17 protein-coding genes are annotated in these 16,873 nt (G+C 68.7%); 8 read left to right on the top strand and 9 right to left on the bottom strand.

The window, feature by feature from the left end; all coding sequences use genetic code 11:
* The first annotated feature begins 33 nt into the window (after positions 1–33).
* Complete coding sequence (locus ACIHFD_RS50065) at positions 34–558, top strand: hypothetical protein (RefSeq protein ID WP_397372924.1); 525 nt, start codon at positions 34–36, stop codon at positions 556–558.
* Between the two features lie 19 nt (positions 559–577).
* Here the strand turns inward: ACIHFD_RS50065 and ACIHFD_RS50060 are convergent, their stop codons facing one another.
* The gene (locus tag ACIHFD_RS50060; protein ID WP_397372923.1) at positions 578–1,270 is read right to left on the bottom strand and encodes a poly-gamma-glutamate hydrolase family protein; all 693 of its coding nucleotides are present in this window, start codon (positions 1,268–1,270) and stop codon (positions 578–580) included.
* 124 nt (positions 1,271–1,394) lie between these two features.
* On the bottom strand, positions 1,395–1,946 hold the full coding sequence (locus ACIHFD_RS50055) for a TetR/AcrR family transcriptional regulator (RefSeq protein ID WP_397372922.1): 552 nt from the start codon (positions 1,944–1,946) through the stop codon (positions 1,395–1,397).
* 175 nt (positions 1,947–2,121) lie between these two features.
* Between ACIHFD_RS50055 and ACIHFD_RS50050 the strand changes: the two genes are divergently transcribed.
* From ACIHFD_RS50050 to ACIHFD_RS50040, 3 genes are all read left to right on the top strand, one after another.
* Positions 2,122–2,754 (top strand): alpha/beta fold hydrolase, encoded by a 633-nt coding sequence (locus ACIHFD_RS50050; protein WP_355197696.1) that lies wholly within the window; start codon positions 2,122–2,124, stop codon positions 2,752–2,754.
* A gap of 124 nt (positions 2,755–2,878) precedes the next feature.
* Entirely contained in the window at positions 2,879–4,132 is a 1,254-nt protein-coding gene (locus ACIHFD_RS50045) for a serine hydrolase domain-containing protein (protein WP_397372921.1), read from the top strand.
* 287 nt (positions 4,133–4,419) lie between these two features.
* On the top strand, positions 4,420–4,851 hold the full coding sequence (locus ACIHFD_RS50040; RefSeq protein ID WP_364261583.1) for a DoxX family protein: 432 nt from the start codon (positions 4,420–4,422) through the stop codon (positions 4,849–4,851).
* On the opposite strand, the gene ACIHFD_RS50035 is transcribed toward ACIHFD_RS50040, so the two are convergent.
* The 4 genes from ACIHFD_RS50035 to ACIHFD_RS50020 are packed head-to-tail and all read right to left on the bottom strand — an operon-like array spanning position 4,841 to position 9,085.
* Positions 4,841–6,127 carry an alpha-L-fucosidase gene (locus tag ACIHFD_RS50035; protein ID WP_397372920.1) on the bottom strand — a complete coding sequence of 429 codons (1,287 nt, stop codon included), beginning with the start codon at positions 6,125–6,127 and terminating at the stop codon, positions 4,841–4,843. The two genes, ACIHFD_RS50040 and ACIHFD_RS50035, sit on opposite strands and share 11 nt — an antisense overlap.
* Before the next feature lie 4 nt (positions 6,128–6,131).
* Positions 6,132–6,995, bottom strand: coding sequence for a carbohydrate ABC transporter permease (locus tag ACIHFD_RS50030; protein ID WP_397372919.1), 864 nt, complete (start codon positions 6,993–6,995; stop codon positions 6,132–6,134).
* Entirely contained in the window at positions 6,988–7,917 is a 930-nt protein-coding gene (locus tag ACIHFD_RS50025) for a sugar ABC transporter permease (protein ID WP_357732543.1), read from the bottom strand. Before ACIHFD_RS50025 ends, ACIHFD_RS50030 begins: the two co-directional genes overlap by 8 nt.
* Positions 7,918–7,948: 31 nt before the next feature.
* Positions 7,949–9,085 carry an ABC transporter substrate-binding protein gene (locus ACIHFD_RS50020; protein ID WP_397372918.1) on the bottom strand — a complete coding sequence of 379 codons (1,137 nt, stop codon included), beginning with the start codon at positions 9,083–9,085 and terminating at the stop codon, positions 7,949–7,951.
* 234 nt (positions 9,086–9,319) lie between these two features.
* On the opposite strand from ACIHFD_RS50020, the gene ACIHFD_RS50015 reads away from it, so the two are divergent.
* The 3 genes from ACIHFD_RS50015 to ACIHFD_RS50005 all read left to right on the top strand — a co-directional run bounded on the left by ACIHFD_RS50015 (position 9,320) and on the right by ACIHFD_RS50005 (position 11,481).
* Positions 9,320–10,471 (top strand): ROK family protein, encoded by a 1,152-nt coding sequence (locus ACIHFD_RS50015; protein ID WP_397372917.1) that lies wholly within the window; start codon positions 9,320–9,322, stop codon positions 10,469–10,471.
* 134 nt (positions 10,472–10,605) lie between these two features.
* The gene (locus tag ACIHFD_RS50010; protein ID WP_350726024.1) at positions 10,606–11,016 is read left to right on the top strand and encodes a VOC family protein; all 411 of its coding nucleotides are present in this window, start codon (positions 10,606–10,608) and stop codon (positions 11,014–11,016) included.
* A 9-nt stretch (positions 11,017–11,025) separates the two neighbouring features.
* Positions 11,026–11,481 (top strand): nitroreductase family deazaflavin-dependent oxidoreductase, encoded by a 456-nt coding sequence (locus ACIHFD_RS50005; RefSeq protein ID WP_397372916.1) that lies wholly within the window; start codon positions 11,026–11,028, stop codon positions 11,479–11,481.
* 2 nt (positions 11,482–11,483) lie between these two features.
* On the opposite strand, the gene ACIHFD_RS50000 is transcribed toward ACIHFD_RS50005, so the two are convergent.
* From ACIHFD_RS50000 to ACIHFD_RS49990, 3 genes are read right to left on the bottom strand one after another with little or no spacing between them, the layout of a single operon-like run.
* On the bottom strand, positions 11,484–12,314 hold the full coding sequence (locus ACIHFD_RS50000; RefSeq protein ID WP_397372915.1) for a carbohydrate ABC transporter permease: 831 nt from the start codon (positions 12,312–12,314) through the stop codon (positions 11,484–11,486).
* The gene (locus tag ACIHFD_RS49995) at positions 12,304–13,203 is read right to left on the bottom strand and encodes a carbohydrate ABC transporter permease (protein ID WP_397372997.1); all 900 of its coding nucleotides are present in this window, start codon (positions 13,201–13,203) and stop codon (positions 12,304–12,306) included. The genes ACIHFD_RS50000 and ACIHFD_RS49995 overlap by 11 nt, the downstream gene beginning before the upstream one ends.
* Positions 13,170–14,429: an ABC transporter substrate-binding protein gene (locus ACIHFD_RS49990; RefSeq protein ID WP_397372914.1), complete on the bottom strand. Its 1,260-nt coding sequence runs from the start codon at positions 14,427–14,429 to the stop codon at positions 13,170–13,172. The genes ACIHFD_RS49995 and ACIHFD_RS49990 overlap by 34 nt, the downstream gene beginning before the upstream one ends.
* 151 nt (positions 14,430–14,580) lie before the next feature.
* On the opposite strand from ACIHFD_RS49990, the gene ACIHFD_RS49985 reads away from it, so the two are divergent.
* Complete coding sequence (locus tag ACIHFD_RS49985; RefSeq protein ID WP_397372913.1) at positions 14,581–16,869, top strand: glycosyl hydrolase family 95 catalytic domain-containing protein; 2,289 nt, start codon at positions 14,581–14,583, stop codon at positions 16,867–16,869.
* Positions 16,870–16,873 lie beyond the last annotated feature (4 nt).

Raw genomic sequence — 16,873 nt, 5'->3', positions numbered from 1 at the left:
ACAACGTCAGGAGTGTCCGCCTGGAGGAGCCCAATGCCGACCGTCGTCCGGTTCACCGCCGTCGCTCTGCTGGTCGTACTCGCCGCTGCCTGCGCCGACTCGCGTACCACGCCGTCAACGCCTCTGTCGGTGGCGACGGACACGCTGCCACCCACGACGGACACCGTGTCTCCCATGCCGACCGCCTCCGTCCGGCCCTCGTCCACCGGGCATCACCCGGCCGACGGGAGCAGCCTGGCGTCCTGCAAGGACGCCGACTGCGAGGTCGAGGTACGGGCAGGCGACCGGCTCCGGATCGACAAGCGGTTCGGCGTGCAGCGGATCACCATCAGCTCGCTCGACCCGGACGAGGCCACCATCGCGCTCCTGGGCTTCACCGGCGGGCTGCAGGCCGAGGGGGCGAACGTCAGCATCTCCAGCAGCTGCGTCAACGGGCGCTGCCGCGACGAGGGCAAGCTGTCCCTGGCTCCCGGCAGGTCCGCCCGCATCAACAACCTGCGGCTGGAAGTGCCCTACCTCTCCCGCGACCACGCCATCCTGCGCCTCACCCCCAGGTGAGGCGCCGGGCTTCGGCTCCTCAGCTCAGGGCACGATTGACGGCCGCGACGTACTTGTAGAAGGCTTTCGTGCGGTTGGCCGGGCTCTCGATCCAGGCGCGATTCAGCTTGCCTTCCTTGAAGAACCGCTCCCGCTGACCCCGGCTGATTTCCAGCTGCACCCCCATGCCCCTGCGGTTTCTGTTCGCGATGTTCCGGGGGCTGTCGCCGCCGATTTCGTCGGGTACGGACGCCGAGACGGGGAACCCGGCGGCGCGCAGCTCGGCCGTCACCTTTTTGATCAATGTCGTGTCGCGCCCGCCGACGTAGGTGGTGGCAGCAGCGCCCGCCGCGGCGTGCCAGGAGATGGTGTAGTCGACGGCGGCCACCACCGAGAGCGCCTTGGGTTCGTCGAAGTGCGTAGAGGTGATGTGCAGAGCGCTGTTGCCGCTGTCCTTGATGCCGACGAATGAGTAGTAGGCGTGCTTGCATCCCGCGGCCTGGTCGGCGAGCTGGGACGTCGGCGCCTCAATGGCGCCGCCGTGGATGGCGATGTGCGCCACCTTCGCTCCGCCGGGGACACGAAGGACGCGGCGATAGTCCCGGCCCTCGGTTTCGTGGGCGGAGAGCTCGGCGTAGTTGGCGTAGACATCGCTCGCGGACACGGCGTGAGCGGCGGGAGCGAGGCCGATCACGAGCACGCTCGCGACGGCGACGGACACGATCTTCTCCACGTGGCACCTTTCGACGATCTTCTTGACCGCCATCATGCCGCCGTCTTCCCAGGGAGCCAGACCTTCACCACCGGCTGGAACGGCACCTGGTCCGCGACCCCGCCCACGACACCCACCGGCCACCTCAGAAGAGCCCGCACGTCAGGTCGTGCTCCAGCGTGCGGGCGTAGGACTCGACGCCGGCCACGATGTCGATCGTGTCGGGGTCGAGCAGCCACTGGGTCTGCAGGCCGTCGAGAGTCGCGATGATCTCGGCGGCCTTGGCCGTGGGGTCGATGTCCTGGCGGGCGAGCCCGGCGGCCTGGGCCGACCGGATGCTGTCGGCGACGATGGCGCGCATCGCGCGGTAGCGGTCGACGAAGTGCCGGTGGCCGGGCGCGCCGGGCTCCAGGCTCTCGGCGACCAGCACGGTGAACAGCTTGGCCAGCCCCGCCCGCTCCTTGTTGCGGCGCGCGAACTCCGGCATGGCCCGCAGCCGCCCGGAGGGCTCCATGCCCAGGAGCTCCATCGCGAACGCCTCGCTGTCGAGGTCGCGCCGTTCGATCACGGCCAGGAGCAGTCCCGCCTTGCTGCCGAAGTGATGCAGGAGGCCGGGCTCGCTGATGCCGGCCCGGGCCGCGACGGCGGGCAGGGAGGTGCCGCGGAAGCCGTCGCGCGCGAACATCTCCGCGGCCACGGCGATGATCTCCTCTCGCCGTAAGCGCGCGCGTTCCTGTCTGCTGGGGTCTTGCCTACTTCGGGCCACGGTGTTAAATCTAACCCATCACTTACCGAGTGCTCAGTAAGTGAATTCCCCCAGAAGTAGCGAGGTGTGACTCATGTCATCGAGGCGCCGACGCATCACAGGGTTAGTGACCGCGGGAATCCTGCTGGCCGGGCTGGGCACCTGCCAGCAGGTGCAGGCCGCGCAGCGGGAGCCGGTCATCCTGATCCACGGCTGGAACGGGTCGCCGACCGAGTTCGCTCAGATGGAGGCGGCGCTGGAGCAGGCCGGCCATCCCGCGTACACGATCGACCTCCCCGGCGAGGAGAACATCGCCAACGCGGGAGCCATCAGGGACCTGGTGGCACAGGTACGGCAGGAGAACGGCGGCGGGAAGGTCAGCCTCGTCGGGCACAGCATGGGAGGGCTGTCGGCGCGCTATTACCTGAAGTCCCTCGGCGGCGCCGATGCCACGCTGAGCTACGTCTCGATGGGCACCGGGCAGCGCGGCTACTGGCCGGCCTGCCTCCTGCCGGCGAACCAGGGCGGGCAGATGTGCCCGACCAGCACCTTCATCAGCCAGCTCAACAGCGGCGACCCGACGCCCGACCCCGTCCGCTACACGCTGCTGGTGAGCTCGCTCGACGAGACCCGCAATGACGTCATCGACGGCGTGTGGTGCAAGGCCGAGTTCCCCGGGGTGGCGCATGCCGACGAGCCGAAGTCGCAGGTGTTCATCGACGGGGTGATCAGCGCTCTGGACGGGACCTGCCCGTCCTGACCCCGGTACAGCTGGCTGTACCCGAACGCTCCAGCGCACGGGATCGATCAAGGATGCCGTGCGCCGACATGCTTGGTGATGTCCGAAACGGACGACCCCCACCAAGAAATCAGGAGCGTTTCCCATGTCGCGTACCTCTTCCGAGTCGAAGTCCTCCCGGCGCGTGCGGGTTCTCGCCGCGGCGGCGCTGGCGGCGCTGTCGGGGCTGGTCGTGGCGGGTACGCCGGCCGCCGCGGCCACCGGGCTCGGCCGCACCGCGAACGTCGTGCGGCAGAGCCCGGACGAGAGCCTGTCCGCCGAGCTGGCCGAGGTGCGGGACGAGCTGAAGCGCAACCACCGGCCCGACGCCGTGCAGCGGAAGCTGGACGCGCTGGCGGAGAAGGACAGGTTCCCGGCGGCGCTGGCCGCGGTGCAGGACGGCAAGGGCCGGACCCGCCACTACACCGCCGGGGTCGCGGACCTGACGACCAAGGAGGAGGTCCCGGTCGACGGCCGGGTGCGGATCGCGAGCAACACCAAGATGTTCACCGCGGTGGCGGTGCTGCAGCTGGTCGGCGAGGGCAAGGTCGATCTGGACGAGCCGATCGAGATGTACCTGCCGAAGGTGGTCCGCGGCAAGGGCATCGACGGCAGGAAGATCACGGTGCGGCAGCTGCTGCAGCACACCAGCGGCCTGCCGAACTACACCCGCTGGATGCCGAGCATCTTCGAGAGCCGCAACGTCTACCGATCGCCCCAGGACCTCCTGGACATGGCGTTCGCGCACAAGGCGTCGTTCGCGCCGGGCACGAGCTGGGAGTACAGCAACACCAACTACGTGCTGGCGGGCCTGCTGATCGAGAAGGTCACCGGCCGTCCGGTGGCCGAGGTGATCACGGATCGCATCATCGAGCCGATCGGGCTGCGTGACACGTACTGGCCGGGCAAGGGGGACAGGACGATCCGCGGGCGGCACCCGCAGGGGTACGGGTCGGAGAAGCCCGGCGGCAAGCTGAAGGACATCACGAACCTGGACCCGTCGTGGGGATGGGCGGCCGGCCAGCTGATCGGCACCCCGAGCGACCTCAACCGCTTCATGACCGCCCTGATGGGCGGCAAGCTGCTCAAGCCGGAGCAGCTGGCGGCGATGAAGCACACGATGAAGGCGCCCGGGTTCCCGGCCGGCTGGGAGTACGGGCTGGGCCTGATGAAGATGCCGCTGAGCTGCGGCGGCGTCACCTGGGGCCACGGCGGTGACATCGACGGGTACGAGACCCGCAACGGGGTGACCGAGGACGGCCGCGCCGCCACCGTCGCCGTCACGGCGCTGCCCCCGAACGAGGAGGCCCACCAGCACGTGATCGAGGCCATGGACACCGCGCTGTGCGCCAAGCGGTAGCCGATCCTTGACGAAAGCCGCCCGGATCCTGTCCGGGCGGCTTTCGTATGTCGGGATTTACCGTGGCCCGATCATTCGTGTCAACTTTCCCGGCCGACTTTCGTCGGGCGCTGATGAAAATTTCACGAATGCGAAACTTTATGACCGGGAAGTTCGGGCAGGTTATGCGTATACAGCGCGTTTTGGACCGATCCTATGAGTGACGTGACATTGACATATGTGCTTGATCTCAAGAATCTGTTTGGGAGCGCTCCCATATTTTTCAACAGCAGGAAAGGGCATTTGCCGTGGATCTGTTGGACAAGAATCAGGGGCTCTTCCTGGCCCTCTACCGGATCGTGCTGGGACTGCTGTTCGCCTGCCACGGCGCGGCGACGCTCTTCGACGTGCTGGGCGGGGCGCAGGGTCCGGTGCCCACGTTCGGACAATGGCCCGGCTGGTGGGCCGCGGCCATCGAACTGGTCGGCGGCATCCTCGTCCTGCTCGGACTGGGTGCCCGCGCCGCCGCCGTCCTCTGCTCGGGCACCATGGCCTACGCCTACTTCGTCGTCCACCAGCCTCAGGCGTTGTTCCCGATCGAGAACGGCGGTGAGAAGGCGGCGCTCTTCTGCTGGGGCTTCCTGCTCATCGCCGTCCTCGGGCCCGGCCGCTGGGCGCTGTCCACGCTGCTGACGCCTTCGCGGCAGCTCGCCCACGACGGGGCTGAAGTCACTCGGTGAGGAACAGCTCGACGACGGGCACGGCGACGTCGGGGCGCTGTACGGGCAGGTCGAGGGTCAGGACGTCCGGCGACACGGCCCCCATCGTGGTGAGGCCGGCCTGCTGGCCGGGGTCGATGACCCGCGTACGGATCTCCGACGCGTCGTGCAGGAACTGGGCGTACTTCACCCGCCCGGCCAGCCCCGGCAGGTGCAGGTGGCCGAACGGCCAGGCGAACAGGTGCAGGTAGAGCCGGTCGCCACGCTGGGTGTAGCGGCAGTCGGGAGGCGCCGTGAAGCCGCTGGGACCGCAGCCGTAGATCGAGCGGGAGTTCAGCCGCATCCAGGCGCCGATGTCGGCGAGCGTCCCGCGCGCGCGGGGGTCGATCTCGCCGCGCCCGTCCGGGCCCACGTTGAGCAGCAGGTTGCCGCCCTTGGCGACGCTGTCGACCAGCATCCGTACGAGCAGGTCCGGAGACTTGTAGTCGAGGTTGTCCCGGTCGTACCCCCAGCTGCCGTTGAGCGTCTGGCACGCCTCCCACGGCACCTCATGGCCGTCGACGACCATCGGCCCGGCGGGCTGGTACTGCTCGGGGGTGACGAAGTCGCCGGGGATGTCGAGCCGGTCGTTGACGATGACGTCCGGCTGGAGCTCCCTGACCATCGCGAGCAGCTCGTCCGAGCGCCAGTCGTCGGCGCCCTTGCCGCCCCAGTTCCCCGGCCTGCCCCGGTAGGAGAAGTCGAAGAACAGGTAGTCGATCCGGCCGTAATCGGTGAGCAGCTCGCGCACCTGGGCGTGCAGGTAGTCGGAGTACTTGGAGACGTCGCGGCCCGCGGCGGCGGCCTTGAACGCCTCGTCGTCACGCTGGGGATGCAGCGAGTCGACCGGGAACTCGGGATGGTGCCAGTCGATCAGCGAGTGGTAGAACCCGACCTTCAGCCCTTCGGCGCGGACGGCCTCCACGAACGGCGCGATCAGGTCCTTGCCCCAGGGGGTGCGCGTCGCCTTGTAGTCGGTCTGCGCCGAGTCCCACAGGCAGAAGCCGTCGTGGTGCTTGGTCGTGAGGACGATGTAGCGCATGCCGGCCTCCTTGGCCAGCCGCGCCCATCGCGCCGGGTCGTACAGGTCGGGATCGAAGTGGTCGAAGTAGCGCTGGTAGTCCTCGTCGGTCAGGCGCTCGCGGTTCTTCACCCACTCGTGCCGGGCCGCCAGAGAATACAGACCCCAGTGCACGAACATGCCGAACCGGGATTCGGCGAACCAGGCGTGGTGCTGCACGATGTCCCTCTTCTTCAAATGTTCAGCGTCCGCCGAGACCGCTGGTCGCGATCCCGCGTACGAGATGTTTCTGCAGGATGATGAGCAGCGCCGTGGTCGGCGCCATGGAGATCACGGCCGCGGCCATGATGAGGTTCCACTGGGTGCCCTGCTGCCCGAAAAAGAGCTGCAGACCCAGCGGGACCGTGGCCTTCTCGTCCACCGAGTTGATGATGATCAGCGGCCACAGGAAGCTGTTCCAGTAGTTGATGAACGTGAAGACCGCCAGCACCGCGAGCGCGGGCCTGACCAGCGGCAGCATGATGCTGGTGAAGACGCGCACCGCCCCCGCGCCGTCGAGGCGGGCGCTCTCGGCGAGCTCCTCGGGGATGGTCAGGAAGAACTGGCGCAGCATGAACGTCCCGAAGGCGGTGAACGCCCAGGGGAAGATCAGCGCCTGGAACGAGTCCACCCACCCGAACCAGCGCATCAGCATGAACATCGGCACGACCAGCACTTCCTGGGGGATCATCAGGGTGGCCAGGAAGACCAGGAAGACGCCGTCGCGACCGCGCCAGCGCAGCCGCGAGAAGGCGTACGCCGACATGCTCGACGCCACCAGCACCACGACGGTGCCGCAGACGGCGACGGCGAGCCCGTTGACGATGAAACGCGCGAACGGCAGGAACTCGAACGCCTCGCTGTAGTTCTCCCACCGGATCACCGACCCGAACAGGCTCGGCGGCGACCCGAACACCTCGTCGGCGCGCTTCAGCGACGTGGCCACCATGTACACCAGCGGTGACACGAAGGCGGCGGCCACCAGGTAGAGGGCGGCGTGCGAGACGACCAGCCGGACCCTGTGCGCCCATGGGGAGGCCGGGTCGGCGTGCGCGTGCTCAGACATCGTAGGTGACCCATCTGCGCTGGCCGGCGAACTGCATCGCGGTCACGCCCAGGATCAGCACGAACAGGATCCAGGCCGCGGCGGAGGCGAGTCCGAACTGGTAGACGGAGAAGCCCTGGTTGTAGACGAACATCATGAGGGTCTCGGTGTCGATGCCGGGCCCGCCGCCGGTCATCAGGAACGGCTGGGTGAAGACCTGGAACGACGTGATCAGCGTCATGGTCGTGGCGAAGAACATCGCCGGGGAGATCATCGGCAGCGTGATGCGGAAGAACAGCCGCCACGGCCCCGCCCCGTCGATCTGCGCCGCCTCCACGAGCTGCCGCGGGATGGCGTCCAGGGCGGCCGAGAAGACCAGCATGTTGTACCCGAACCCCTGCCACACGCTCATCGCGACGACGGCGAACATGGCCCAGCCCTGCTCGCCGAGGAAGTTCGGCGCGTGCACGCCGGTGGCGGCGTGCAGCGTGCCGTCGATGAACCCGTTGGGCTGGTAGATCATCCGCCAGACGATCGCGTTGGCCACCATCGGCGTGACCACGGGCAGGAAGAAGACCACCCGCAGCGCCTGGCGGCCCTTGATGCGCGGCGAGATCCACACCGCCAGCCCCACCGACACGATGAGGTTGAGCGGCAGGTAGAGCACCACGAACAGCAACGTGTTGAACAGCGTCCGCCGGAACACGGGATCGCCGAACAGTTGCGCGAAGTTCCCCAGCCCGGTGAAGACCTGCTCGCCCACCGCGGGCCATCGGAAGAAGGCGATCACCAGGGACATCACGATCGGGAAGAGCGTGAACAGCGTTAATCCGATCAGGCTGGGCCCGGCGAACAGGGCGGCGACCCTTCCGTCGCCGCGCCGGCGGCGGGCACGCTGTCCGCGCGCTACCGCCGCTCGCCCGGGTATGGCGTCGTTGTACACGTCACTCCCTGTGGATGGTTGCGCATGCTCGTTACGCCGGTGCCTGCTGCTGGACCTGCTTGAGGACGTCCGCCGCCGTGCCCTGCCCGTTGAAGACCGGCACGCCGTACTGGGCCAGCAGCTTGGACACCTGGTCCCAGCTGGAGGTCGTCCGGAACGGCGTCGCCGAGGCGTTGGCGGCGTCGAGGACCTCCTTGGCGCCCTCGAAGGCGTTCTCGTACCACTTGTTCTGGACGGACTTGCGCGCCGGGTAGGCGCGCCCGATGGTGGCGAGCTGCCCGAGCACGTCGGCGCTGGTCATCACGCTGATCGCCTTGAACGCCTCGTCGGGGTACTGGCACGACTGGGAGATACCGAAGCCGGAGCCCGCCGAGTAGGTCTTGGACCCGGCGGGACCGGCGGGGATGGTGGCCAGGCCCACGCCGAACTTGGCCTGCTGCTTGAGCGACAGGACCGCCCAAGGCCCGTTCACCTGCATCGCCACGTTGCCGTTGAGGAACTGGGTGTCGGGGAAGTTGTTGTCCACGCCGGGCACCTTGGGCGCGACCCCGGCCTTGGCGACCAGGTCCGCGTACCACTGGAAGCCGGTCGCCATCGGCTCGGAGGTGAGGGTGAGCTTGCCGGACGCGTCCACCGGCTCCGCGCCGGTCTGCGACAGGATCATCGAGAACATCGGCAGGTCGATGGGGTAGGCCACGAAGCCGTACTTGCCGCCGGTGGTCAGCTTCTTGGCCGCCGCCTCGAAGTCGGCCATGCTCCAGCCGACCTTCGGCGCTGCCACGCCGGCCGCCTTGAACATGTCCTTGTTGTAGGTGACGATCAGCGAGCCGACGTCGTACGGCAGGGCGTACTGCTTGCCGCCGGAGGCCAGCCCGGCCATGATCGAGGAGTCGAAGTCGCCTGTGTCCAGGCTGTTCTTCTTGATCAGCTCGTCCAGCGGAAGCATGCCGTTGACGTAGCCGCCGGTGCGCAGGCTCTGCATGGAGACGATGCACGGCGCGCTGCCGCCGGCCAGGCGGGTGCCGAGCTTGGTGAAGTAGTCGTTGAACGGAGAGGTCTCCAGCGTGATCTTGATGTTCGGGTATTTCTTGGTGACCTCGTCGGCCACCTTCTGCCAGGCGTCGCGGTCCTCCGTGCCGGAGGCCCACATCGACCAGGTGAGCGTCACCGCTCCGTTGCTCGCCTTGCTGCCGCCTGATGACTGCTGACCGCCGTTGTCCCCACAACCGGCGCTTAATCCCCCCGCGATGACCACCGCTACGGCGACTGCCAATGATCGCCGACCGCCATGCATCCGCCTGCCCATCGCAGCTCCACTCAATAAGCTCGGGGCCGAGTTAATAATTGTGAAACTTAGGCGTCGCGTTCTGTAGTGTCAATGAGATCGAGGTGGAAATATCCGATGACTGCTCGTCGAGTCGCCCCTCGTGGCGATCTGACCCGCGTCGAGATCCTGGCGCTGCTCGGCACCGCGGGCGCCCTGGACCGCCGCCAGATCGCGGCCCGCCTCCGGCTCGGCGACGCGACCGTACACGAGCACACGCGACGCCTCCTGGCCTGCGGCTACCTGCGGACTCTCGCCCCGCAGGCCGGGGCCGTCGGCCGGCCCCGCATCCCGCTCCAGGTGGTGCCCGAGGCCGCCGCGACCATGGGCGTACGGGTCGCCACCGACCATGTCGTCACGGTCGTCGCGGGGCTGGACGGTCGCGTGATCACATCCGATGTATCAGCCTTCGACTGCCACTCTGATCCGATCCCGCAGCTGCTCGCGGTGATCAACCACCGGCTGGCCGACCCCACCTTGGGGCCCAGGCTGAGGGCCGTGGGAGTGGTCACTCCGTCCTCTGTCGATTCGGCCACCGGCTATATACGTGTATGTCCCCGATTCGGCTGGAGCGAACTTCCCCTCGGCGAACGGCTGCGCGCCGAGCTGCCGATCCCGGTGCTGGTCGACAACGATCTCCGGGCGAGCACCACCGCCGAGCTCCTGTACCGGACGGGCCGCGAGCACGACGACTTCCTGGTGCTGGGCATCGGCGACGGGGTGGGGCTCGGCGCGGTCCTGCAGCGTCGGGTGCACCGTGGCCCGAGCGGGCTGTCCGGGGAGTTCGGCCACACGCCGGTCGCCACCACCGGACCGCGCTGCGCCTGTGGCGCCCGGGGCTGCCTGGAGACGCTCACCAGTGACGGCGGCATCCTGCGCGCCGCCCGCCGCGCCGGCCTCGCCGAGGCGGCCACCACCATCGAGGAGCTTCGCGCGCGCTGGGTCTCCGGCGGCGAGCCGGGGCTGGCGGAGGTCCTCGCCGGGATCGGCACCGTGCTAGGGCGGGCCGTCGCCGGCGTCGTCAACCTGCTCGGCACGCCCACCATCGCGGTCATCGGCGAGAACCACGTCCTCTGGCCGGGGCTGGAGCCGGGGTTCCTCGCCGCGATGCGGACCAGCCGGGTCACCGCCGCCCACCGCGTTCAGGTGATCGTCCGTCCCTGGAGCGACGCCCAGCACGCCCTGGGCGCCGCCGGCCTGGCCCTCGCCGCCCCGGAGACCCTCGGCTGACCGTTCGGCTGACCGTTCGCCTGACCGTTCGCCTGACCGTTCGCCTGACCGTTCGCCTGACCGTTCGCCTGACCACGGCGAACGGTCAGGAATGGAGAAGCGCCGGTCACCGGGCCGCAACTAGCGTCGTCGCCATGGACTTCACCATTCACCAGACGTTCCTCCCGCACAACGACCCGGAGGCCTCCCTGGCCTTCTACCGCGACAATCTGGGCTTCGAGGTCCGCAACGACGTCGGCGACGGCACGATGCGCTGGATCACGGTCGGCCCCGCCGGCCAGCCCGGCACGTCCGTCGTCCTGCACCCGGCGGGCGCCGAACCCGGCATCACCGACGACGAGCGCCGCACCATCCTCGAGATGATGGCCAAGGGCACCTACGCCCGCATGATCGTGGCCACCGCCGACCTCGACGGCGCCTTCGCGCGGCTGCGGGACGGCGGGGCCGAGGTCGTCCAGGAGCCGACCGAGCAGCCGTGGGGGATCCGCGACTGCGCCTTCCGCGACCCCGCGGGCAACATGATCCGCGTCAACGAGCTGGGCTGAGGGGCACCGATGACACAGCAGCAGCAGCGCAAGAGCGGTACGCCCGGGCCGATGTCACGGTGGATCCAGCGGAAGATGAACGCCCGGATGAGCCGCAAGATCCGGCGTGGCCAGGGCTCGTTCATGGGCATGGACGTGCTGATCCTGAACACGGTGGGCCGCCTGAGCGGGCAGCCGCGGCAGTCGCCCCTGGCGTGGTTCGCCGACGGCGAGGACGCCTGGCTGATCGTCGCGTCGGGCGGCGGGGGCCGGCACCCGGACTGGCACGCCAACCTGATGGCGCACCCCGGGCGGGCGTCGGTCGAGCTCCCCGGCCGCGACGCCGTGCCGGTGACGCCGCACCGGCTCGACGGCGCCGAGCGCGCGCAGGCATGGCAGCGCATCACCGCCGCCCAGCCCCGCTACGCCAAGTACCAGGCCAAATCCGACCGCGAGTACCCGGTGATCCGGCTCACCCCGCGGTGACGTCACCCCTTGAGGCCGGTGGTCGAGATGCCCTCGGTGATGCGTCGCTGGAAGATCAGGAAGAAGCCCAGGATGGGGATCAGCGACAGCACCGCCATCGCGAGCATCGGCCCCCAGGTGGAGCCGCCGCTGGAGTCGAGGAACGCCCTGAGCGCCAGGGGCACCGTGTACGTGGACACGTCGCTCAGATAGACGAGCTGGCTGAAGAAGTCGTCCCAGGTCCAGATGAAGGTGAAGATCGCGGTCGTGATCAGCGCCGGCCGGGACAGCGGCAGGATGATCCGCCAGTACACCAGGACGGGCCCGCACCCGTCGATGCGGGCGGCGTCGTCCAGCTCGCGCGGCAGCGACCGGATGAACTGCACCATCAGGAAGATGAAGAACCCGTCCACCGCCAGGAACTTCGGCACGATAAGCGGCAGGAACGTGTCCACCCAGCCCAGATACTTGAACAGCGTGTACTGCGGCACGATCAGCACGTGGATGGGCAGCATGATCGACCCCAGCATGATCGCGAACCAGAGCTTCCTGAACCGGAAGCTCAGCCGGGCGAAGGCGAAGGCCGCCATCGAGCACGACATCACGTTCCCGGCCACGGCCGCCGTGGCGATGACGAACGAGTTCGCGAAGAACCCGCTGAAGGGCACGCCCAGCGCGGTCCACCCGGTGGCGTAGTTGTCCGCGACCACGGTCTCCGGCACCAGCCCGGGATCGGTGAAGATCTCGTCGTTGGGCTTGAACGAGGAGCTGATCAGCCAGAACAGCGGATAGAGCATGACGAGCGCCCCCACCACGACCAGCAGGTGGAGGGCCCAGCGGCGGCTAGTCGGCATAGTGCACCCAGTACTTCGAGGAGCGGAAGGCCAGCGCGGTGAAGGCCGCGGTCACCAGAAGGAGCACCCAGGCCAGCGCGGAGGCGTAGCCCATCCGGAAGTTCCCGAACCCCTCCTGGTAGATGAAGAGCGTGTAGAAGAGCGTGGAGTCGGCCGGTCCGCCGATGCCGCCGCTGATGATGAAGGCGGGGGTGAAGGCCTTGAAGGCGTTCACGGTCTGCAGCACGAGGTTGAAGAAGATGATCGGGCTGAGCATGGGCAGCGTGATGCGGAAGAACGCGCGCACCTTCCCGGCGCCGTCCACCGCGGCGGCGTCGTAGAGCTCGGCGGGGATCTGCTTCAGCCCGGCCAGGAAGATCAGCATGGGGGAGCCGAACTGCCAGATGTGCAGCAGGACCAGCGTGTAGATCGCGTACTGGGGCGTGGAGATCCAGCTCGGCCCCACGATCCCGAAATAGCTCAGGGCGTCGTTGATCAGACCGTCCGCGCCGAAGATCTGCCGCCACAGGATCGCCACCGCGACGCTTCCGCCCAGCAGCGACGGCAGGTAGTAGGCGGCGCGGTAGACGCCGATGCCCCGCACGGGCCTGTTCAGCAGCACGGCGACCAGGAGCGCGAACGCACCGGACAGCGGCACGGAGAACACGACGTAGATCAGCGTGACCCGTACGGCGTTGACGAAGTGCGGGTCGTCGGTGAGCATCCTGGCGTAGTTGTCCAGCCCCACGAAGGACGGCGCGGTGAGCAGGTCGAAGTCGGTGAACGAGAGGGCCAGCGAGGCCAGGATCGGCCCGCCGGTCAGCAGGAGCAGCCCGGCGAACCACGGCAGCAGGAACAGATAGGCCGCGCGTCCCTCTACTTGAGCACTCGTCGAGCTTCTTCGAAGAATCGGGACACCCCCTGCTCGATCGTGAGCTTGCCGAAGCCGATCTGCTGGTTGATGTTGGTGAGCACCTTGTTGTGCAGCTCCCCGGCGCCGAGCGGCTGTGGCGGCGGCAGCGGGCCGACCTGGTCCTTGATCGAGTCGATGTAGTCGTAGACCGGTTGCTCGGACGGCGACGCCTTGGGCCGCAGCGCGGCGCGGATCGGGGTCGCGGGCGGGATACCGCGCTCCGACCCGAGCCGGCCGGCCACGTCAGGGTCCGCGACGAGCGCGTTGACCAGGGCCACCGCGTCGTCCTTGGCCTTGCTCCCGGAGCTGACGGTCAGCAGCATGGATGGTTTGTAGTACTGGCCGGGCTTGTCGCCGGTCGGGAGGGTGTGGACGCCGACCTCGTCCTTGGTGAGCGACATGTAGGCGGTGAGCTGGTTGGACCAGGCGAAGTCCATGACCGCCTTGCGGGTGGCGACCAGGCTGTTCTGCACGTCGCCCGCCGCGGTGGCCTGGACGTCCGGCGGCGTGGCCGCGCCCGCCTTGCGCAGGCCGTCCCAGAAGGTGAACCACTCCTTGAGGTCGTCCTCGTCGTAGGCGAGCCTGCCGTCGGCGGTGAAGAACATCTTGCCCCGCTCCAGCAGCCAGTTCTCCAGCGCGCCGCCGTCCTGGGCGCCGTCCTCGGTGCCGAAGACGCCCTTCCCGGCCAGCTTCTTGGCCAGCTCGCCGTATTCGGGCCAGGTGAAGGTCTCGGGGATCTCCACCCCGCGCTCGGCCGCGAGGGTCTTGTTGACGATGAGGGCCGTGGAGTTGATGCCGAAGTTCACGGCGTACTGCTTGCCGTCGATCTTGCCGGCGTTCACCACGTCGGGGTCGAAGCCGGACAGGTCCAGGCCCTTGCCGACGTACGGGCCCAGGTCCAGCAGGCTGCCGCGCCTGGCGTACTCGCCGAGGTAGGAGTAGTCCATCTGGATCACGTCGGGGGCGTTGCCGCCCGCGGTCTGGGTGGCCAGCTTCTCCCAGTAGCCCTCCCAGCCGGAGAACTGGGTCTTGATCTGGATGCCGGGCTTCTTCTTCTTGAACGCGTCGATGGCCTTCTGCGTCGCGGTGTGCCGCGTCGTACTGCCCCACCAGGCGAACTGGAGGCCGGCACCCGAGCCTCCGCCTCCGGCGCAGCCGGTCAGGGCGAGGGCGGCCGCGGTGACGCCGGCCTGGAGGAATCCACGTCTGCTGAGCTCTCTCATGCGGGGGTCCATCCGTTATCAAATATTTAACTGGGGACGTTAATTGGCGGGTAACACGACGTCAACGCCATGGGTCAATCGGTTGCGGCTTCGAGACGATCCGACCTCTGAGGGTCTTGACCTTGCCGGTTTGCGGAAATACCGTTCATTGGTGCCCGATACGTCCGATCTATTTGCGGCGAGCGAGCCGTCCAGGCGCGAACTCCTCGGCGCCGCGCTGGCCGCTCCCGCGCTCGGCGGCGGCGGCGGTCCGCTGCTCCATGACGAGATCGACTGGGAACGCTTCCTGGCCGACGCCGACCTGGTGTGGAAGCGGATGCCGCAGACCTGGTACGAAGGGCCGTTCCTGGGCAACGGCTTCCTCGGCTCCGGCGTCTACGCGCAGCAGGGCGCCAACGCCGTGCGCTTCACCGTGCAGCACAGCGAGGTCCAGGACCACCGCCCCGAGTACGGCGCGCTGTTCGGCCTGGCCCGGCTGCCCGTCGGCCACCTCACACTGGAGCCCGTCGGCGCGATCACCGGCGTCGACTGGCGGCTCGACCTGTGGAACGCCGAGCTGACCGGCGCCATCACCACCTCCTCCGGCAGCCTGGAGATCAGGGCGTTGATCCACAACGACCGCTCCGTACTGGCCGTCGAGGTCTTACCCAGCGACGGCGAGCGCGACTTCCGGTGGACCTTCCACCCCGAGGAGGCCGTCAGCCCCCGCGCCGACCCGATCTTCAACCGGCCGCCTCCGCCCGGCTACACCGCCAACCCCGCCCCGTCCGTGACCCGCCACGACGACCTGGAGCTGATCACCCAACCGCTGCTGTCCGGCGGCGGGCACGCGACGGCCTGGCAGGAGGTGCGGCGCGGCGCACGGCGTACCCTCTACGCCGCGGTCGCCTGGTCGTTCCCGCGGGACACGGCGGGCGACGAGGCGGTCAGATCGGTACGCTCGGCGGCCCGGCTGCCCGTCGAGGCGCTGGCCGCCGACCACCGGCGATGGTGGCACGGCTACTACCGCAAGAGCTTCCTGTCGCTGCCCGACCAGCGGACGCAGAGCTTCTACTGGATCCAGCTCTACAAGGTCGCCGCCGCCGCGCGCGGGGACGCGCCGCCGATGGCGACCACCGGCCCGTGGCTGGAGCCGACGCCGTGGCCGGCCACCTGGTGGAACCTCAACGTGCAGCTCGAGTACTGGCTGATCCACGGCTCGAACCACCTGGAGCTGGACGCGGTCACGAGGAGCCTGTCGCGGTACCGGCAGAACCTCGTCGACCAGGTGACGTTCCCCGAGGACTCCGCGGGCATCCCGCGTACCACGGACATGACGCTCGACAACGGCTCCGGCCTCGGCAACAGCGGCTACCCGGTGGGCGTCCCCGGCCAGGCCACCCCCGTGCCCGAGGTCGGCAACCTGACCTGGGCGCTGCACAACGTCTGGCTGTCCTACCGGCACACGATGGACACCCGGATCGTGCGGGACGTGCTGTTCCCGCTGCTGCGCCGGGCGATCAACTACTACCTGCACTTCCTGGAGCCGGGCTCCGACGGGAAGCTGCACCTGCCCGCCACGTTCTCCCCGGAGTACGGGGTCAACGCGCCGGACACGAACTACGACCTGGCGCTGATCCGCTGGGGCTGCCGGACGCTCGTCGAGTCGGCGCGCCTGCTGCGCGTGCGCGACCCGCTGCTGCCGAAGTGGCAGGACGTTCTGGCGAACCTGGCCGGCTACCCGATCGACGAGAACGGCTTCATGATCGGAGCGGGCGCCCCCTTCGCCAAGTCGCACCGGCACTACTCCCACCTCCTGATGATCTATCCCCTGTACCTGGTCACGTGGGAGCAGGAGGACCAGCGCGCGCTCATCGAGAGGTCGCTCAAGCACTGGATCAGCTTCGAGGGCGCCCTGCAGGGCTACAGCTTCACCGGCGCGGCCTCGATCTCCGCGCAGATGTCGCGCGGCGACGACGCCCACTTCTACCTCGACGAGCTGCTGCGCCGCTTCGTCCAGCCCAACACGATGTACAAGGAGAGCGGCCCCGTCATCGAGACGCCGCTGTCCGCCGCCCAGTCCGTGCACGACATGATCTGCCAGAGCTGGGACGGCGTCATCAGGGTCCTGCCCGCCATGCCGGCCGCCTGGCCCGACGCCACCGTGCACAACTTCCTGACGCAGGGGGCGTTCCTGCTGTCGGCCGCCCGCCGCGGCGGCCGTACCGACTTCGTCCGGCTGGTCTCGCTGGCCGGGGCGCCGTGCCGCGTCCGCACCGGCATCGACGGCCCCTTCACCGTACGGAGCGACGGCCGCAAGGTGCCGTGGCGGACGCTGCCCGGCGGGGATCTCGAGCTCGACCTGCGCCGTGGCGAGGAGGTCCTGATCCAGGCCCGGGGCGACGCGGTCATCCGCCCGGTGACCCCGGCGAACCAGGCCCGCTGGGGCCTGCCTGCCTAGGGTC

Source organism: Nonomuraea sp. NPDC051941 (assembly GCF_044593615.1).
This window is presented reverse-complemented; position numbering and strand designations above follow the sequence as displayed.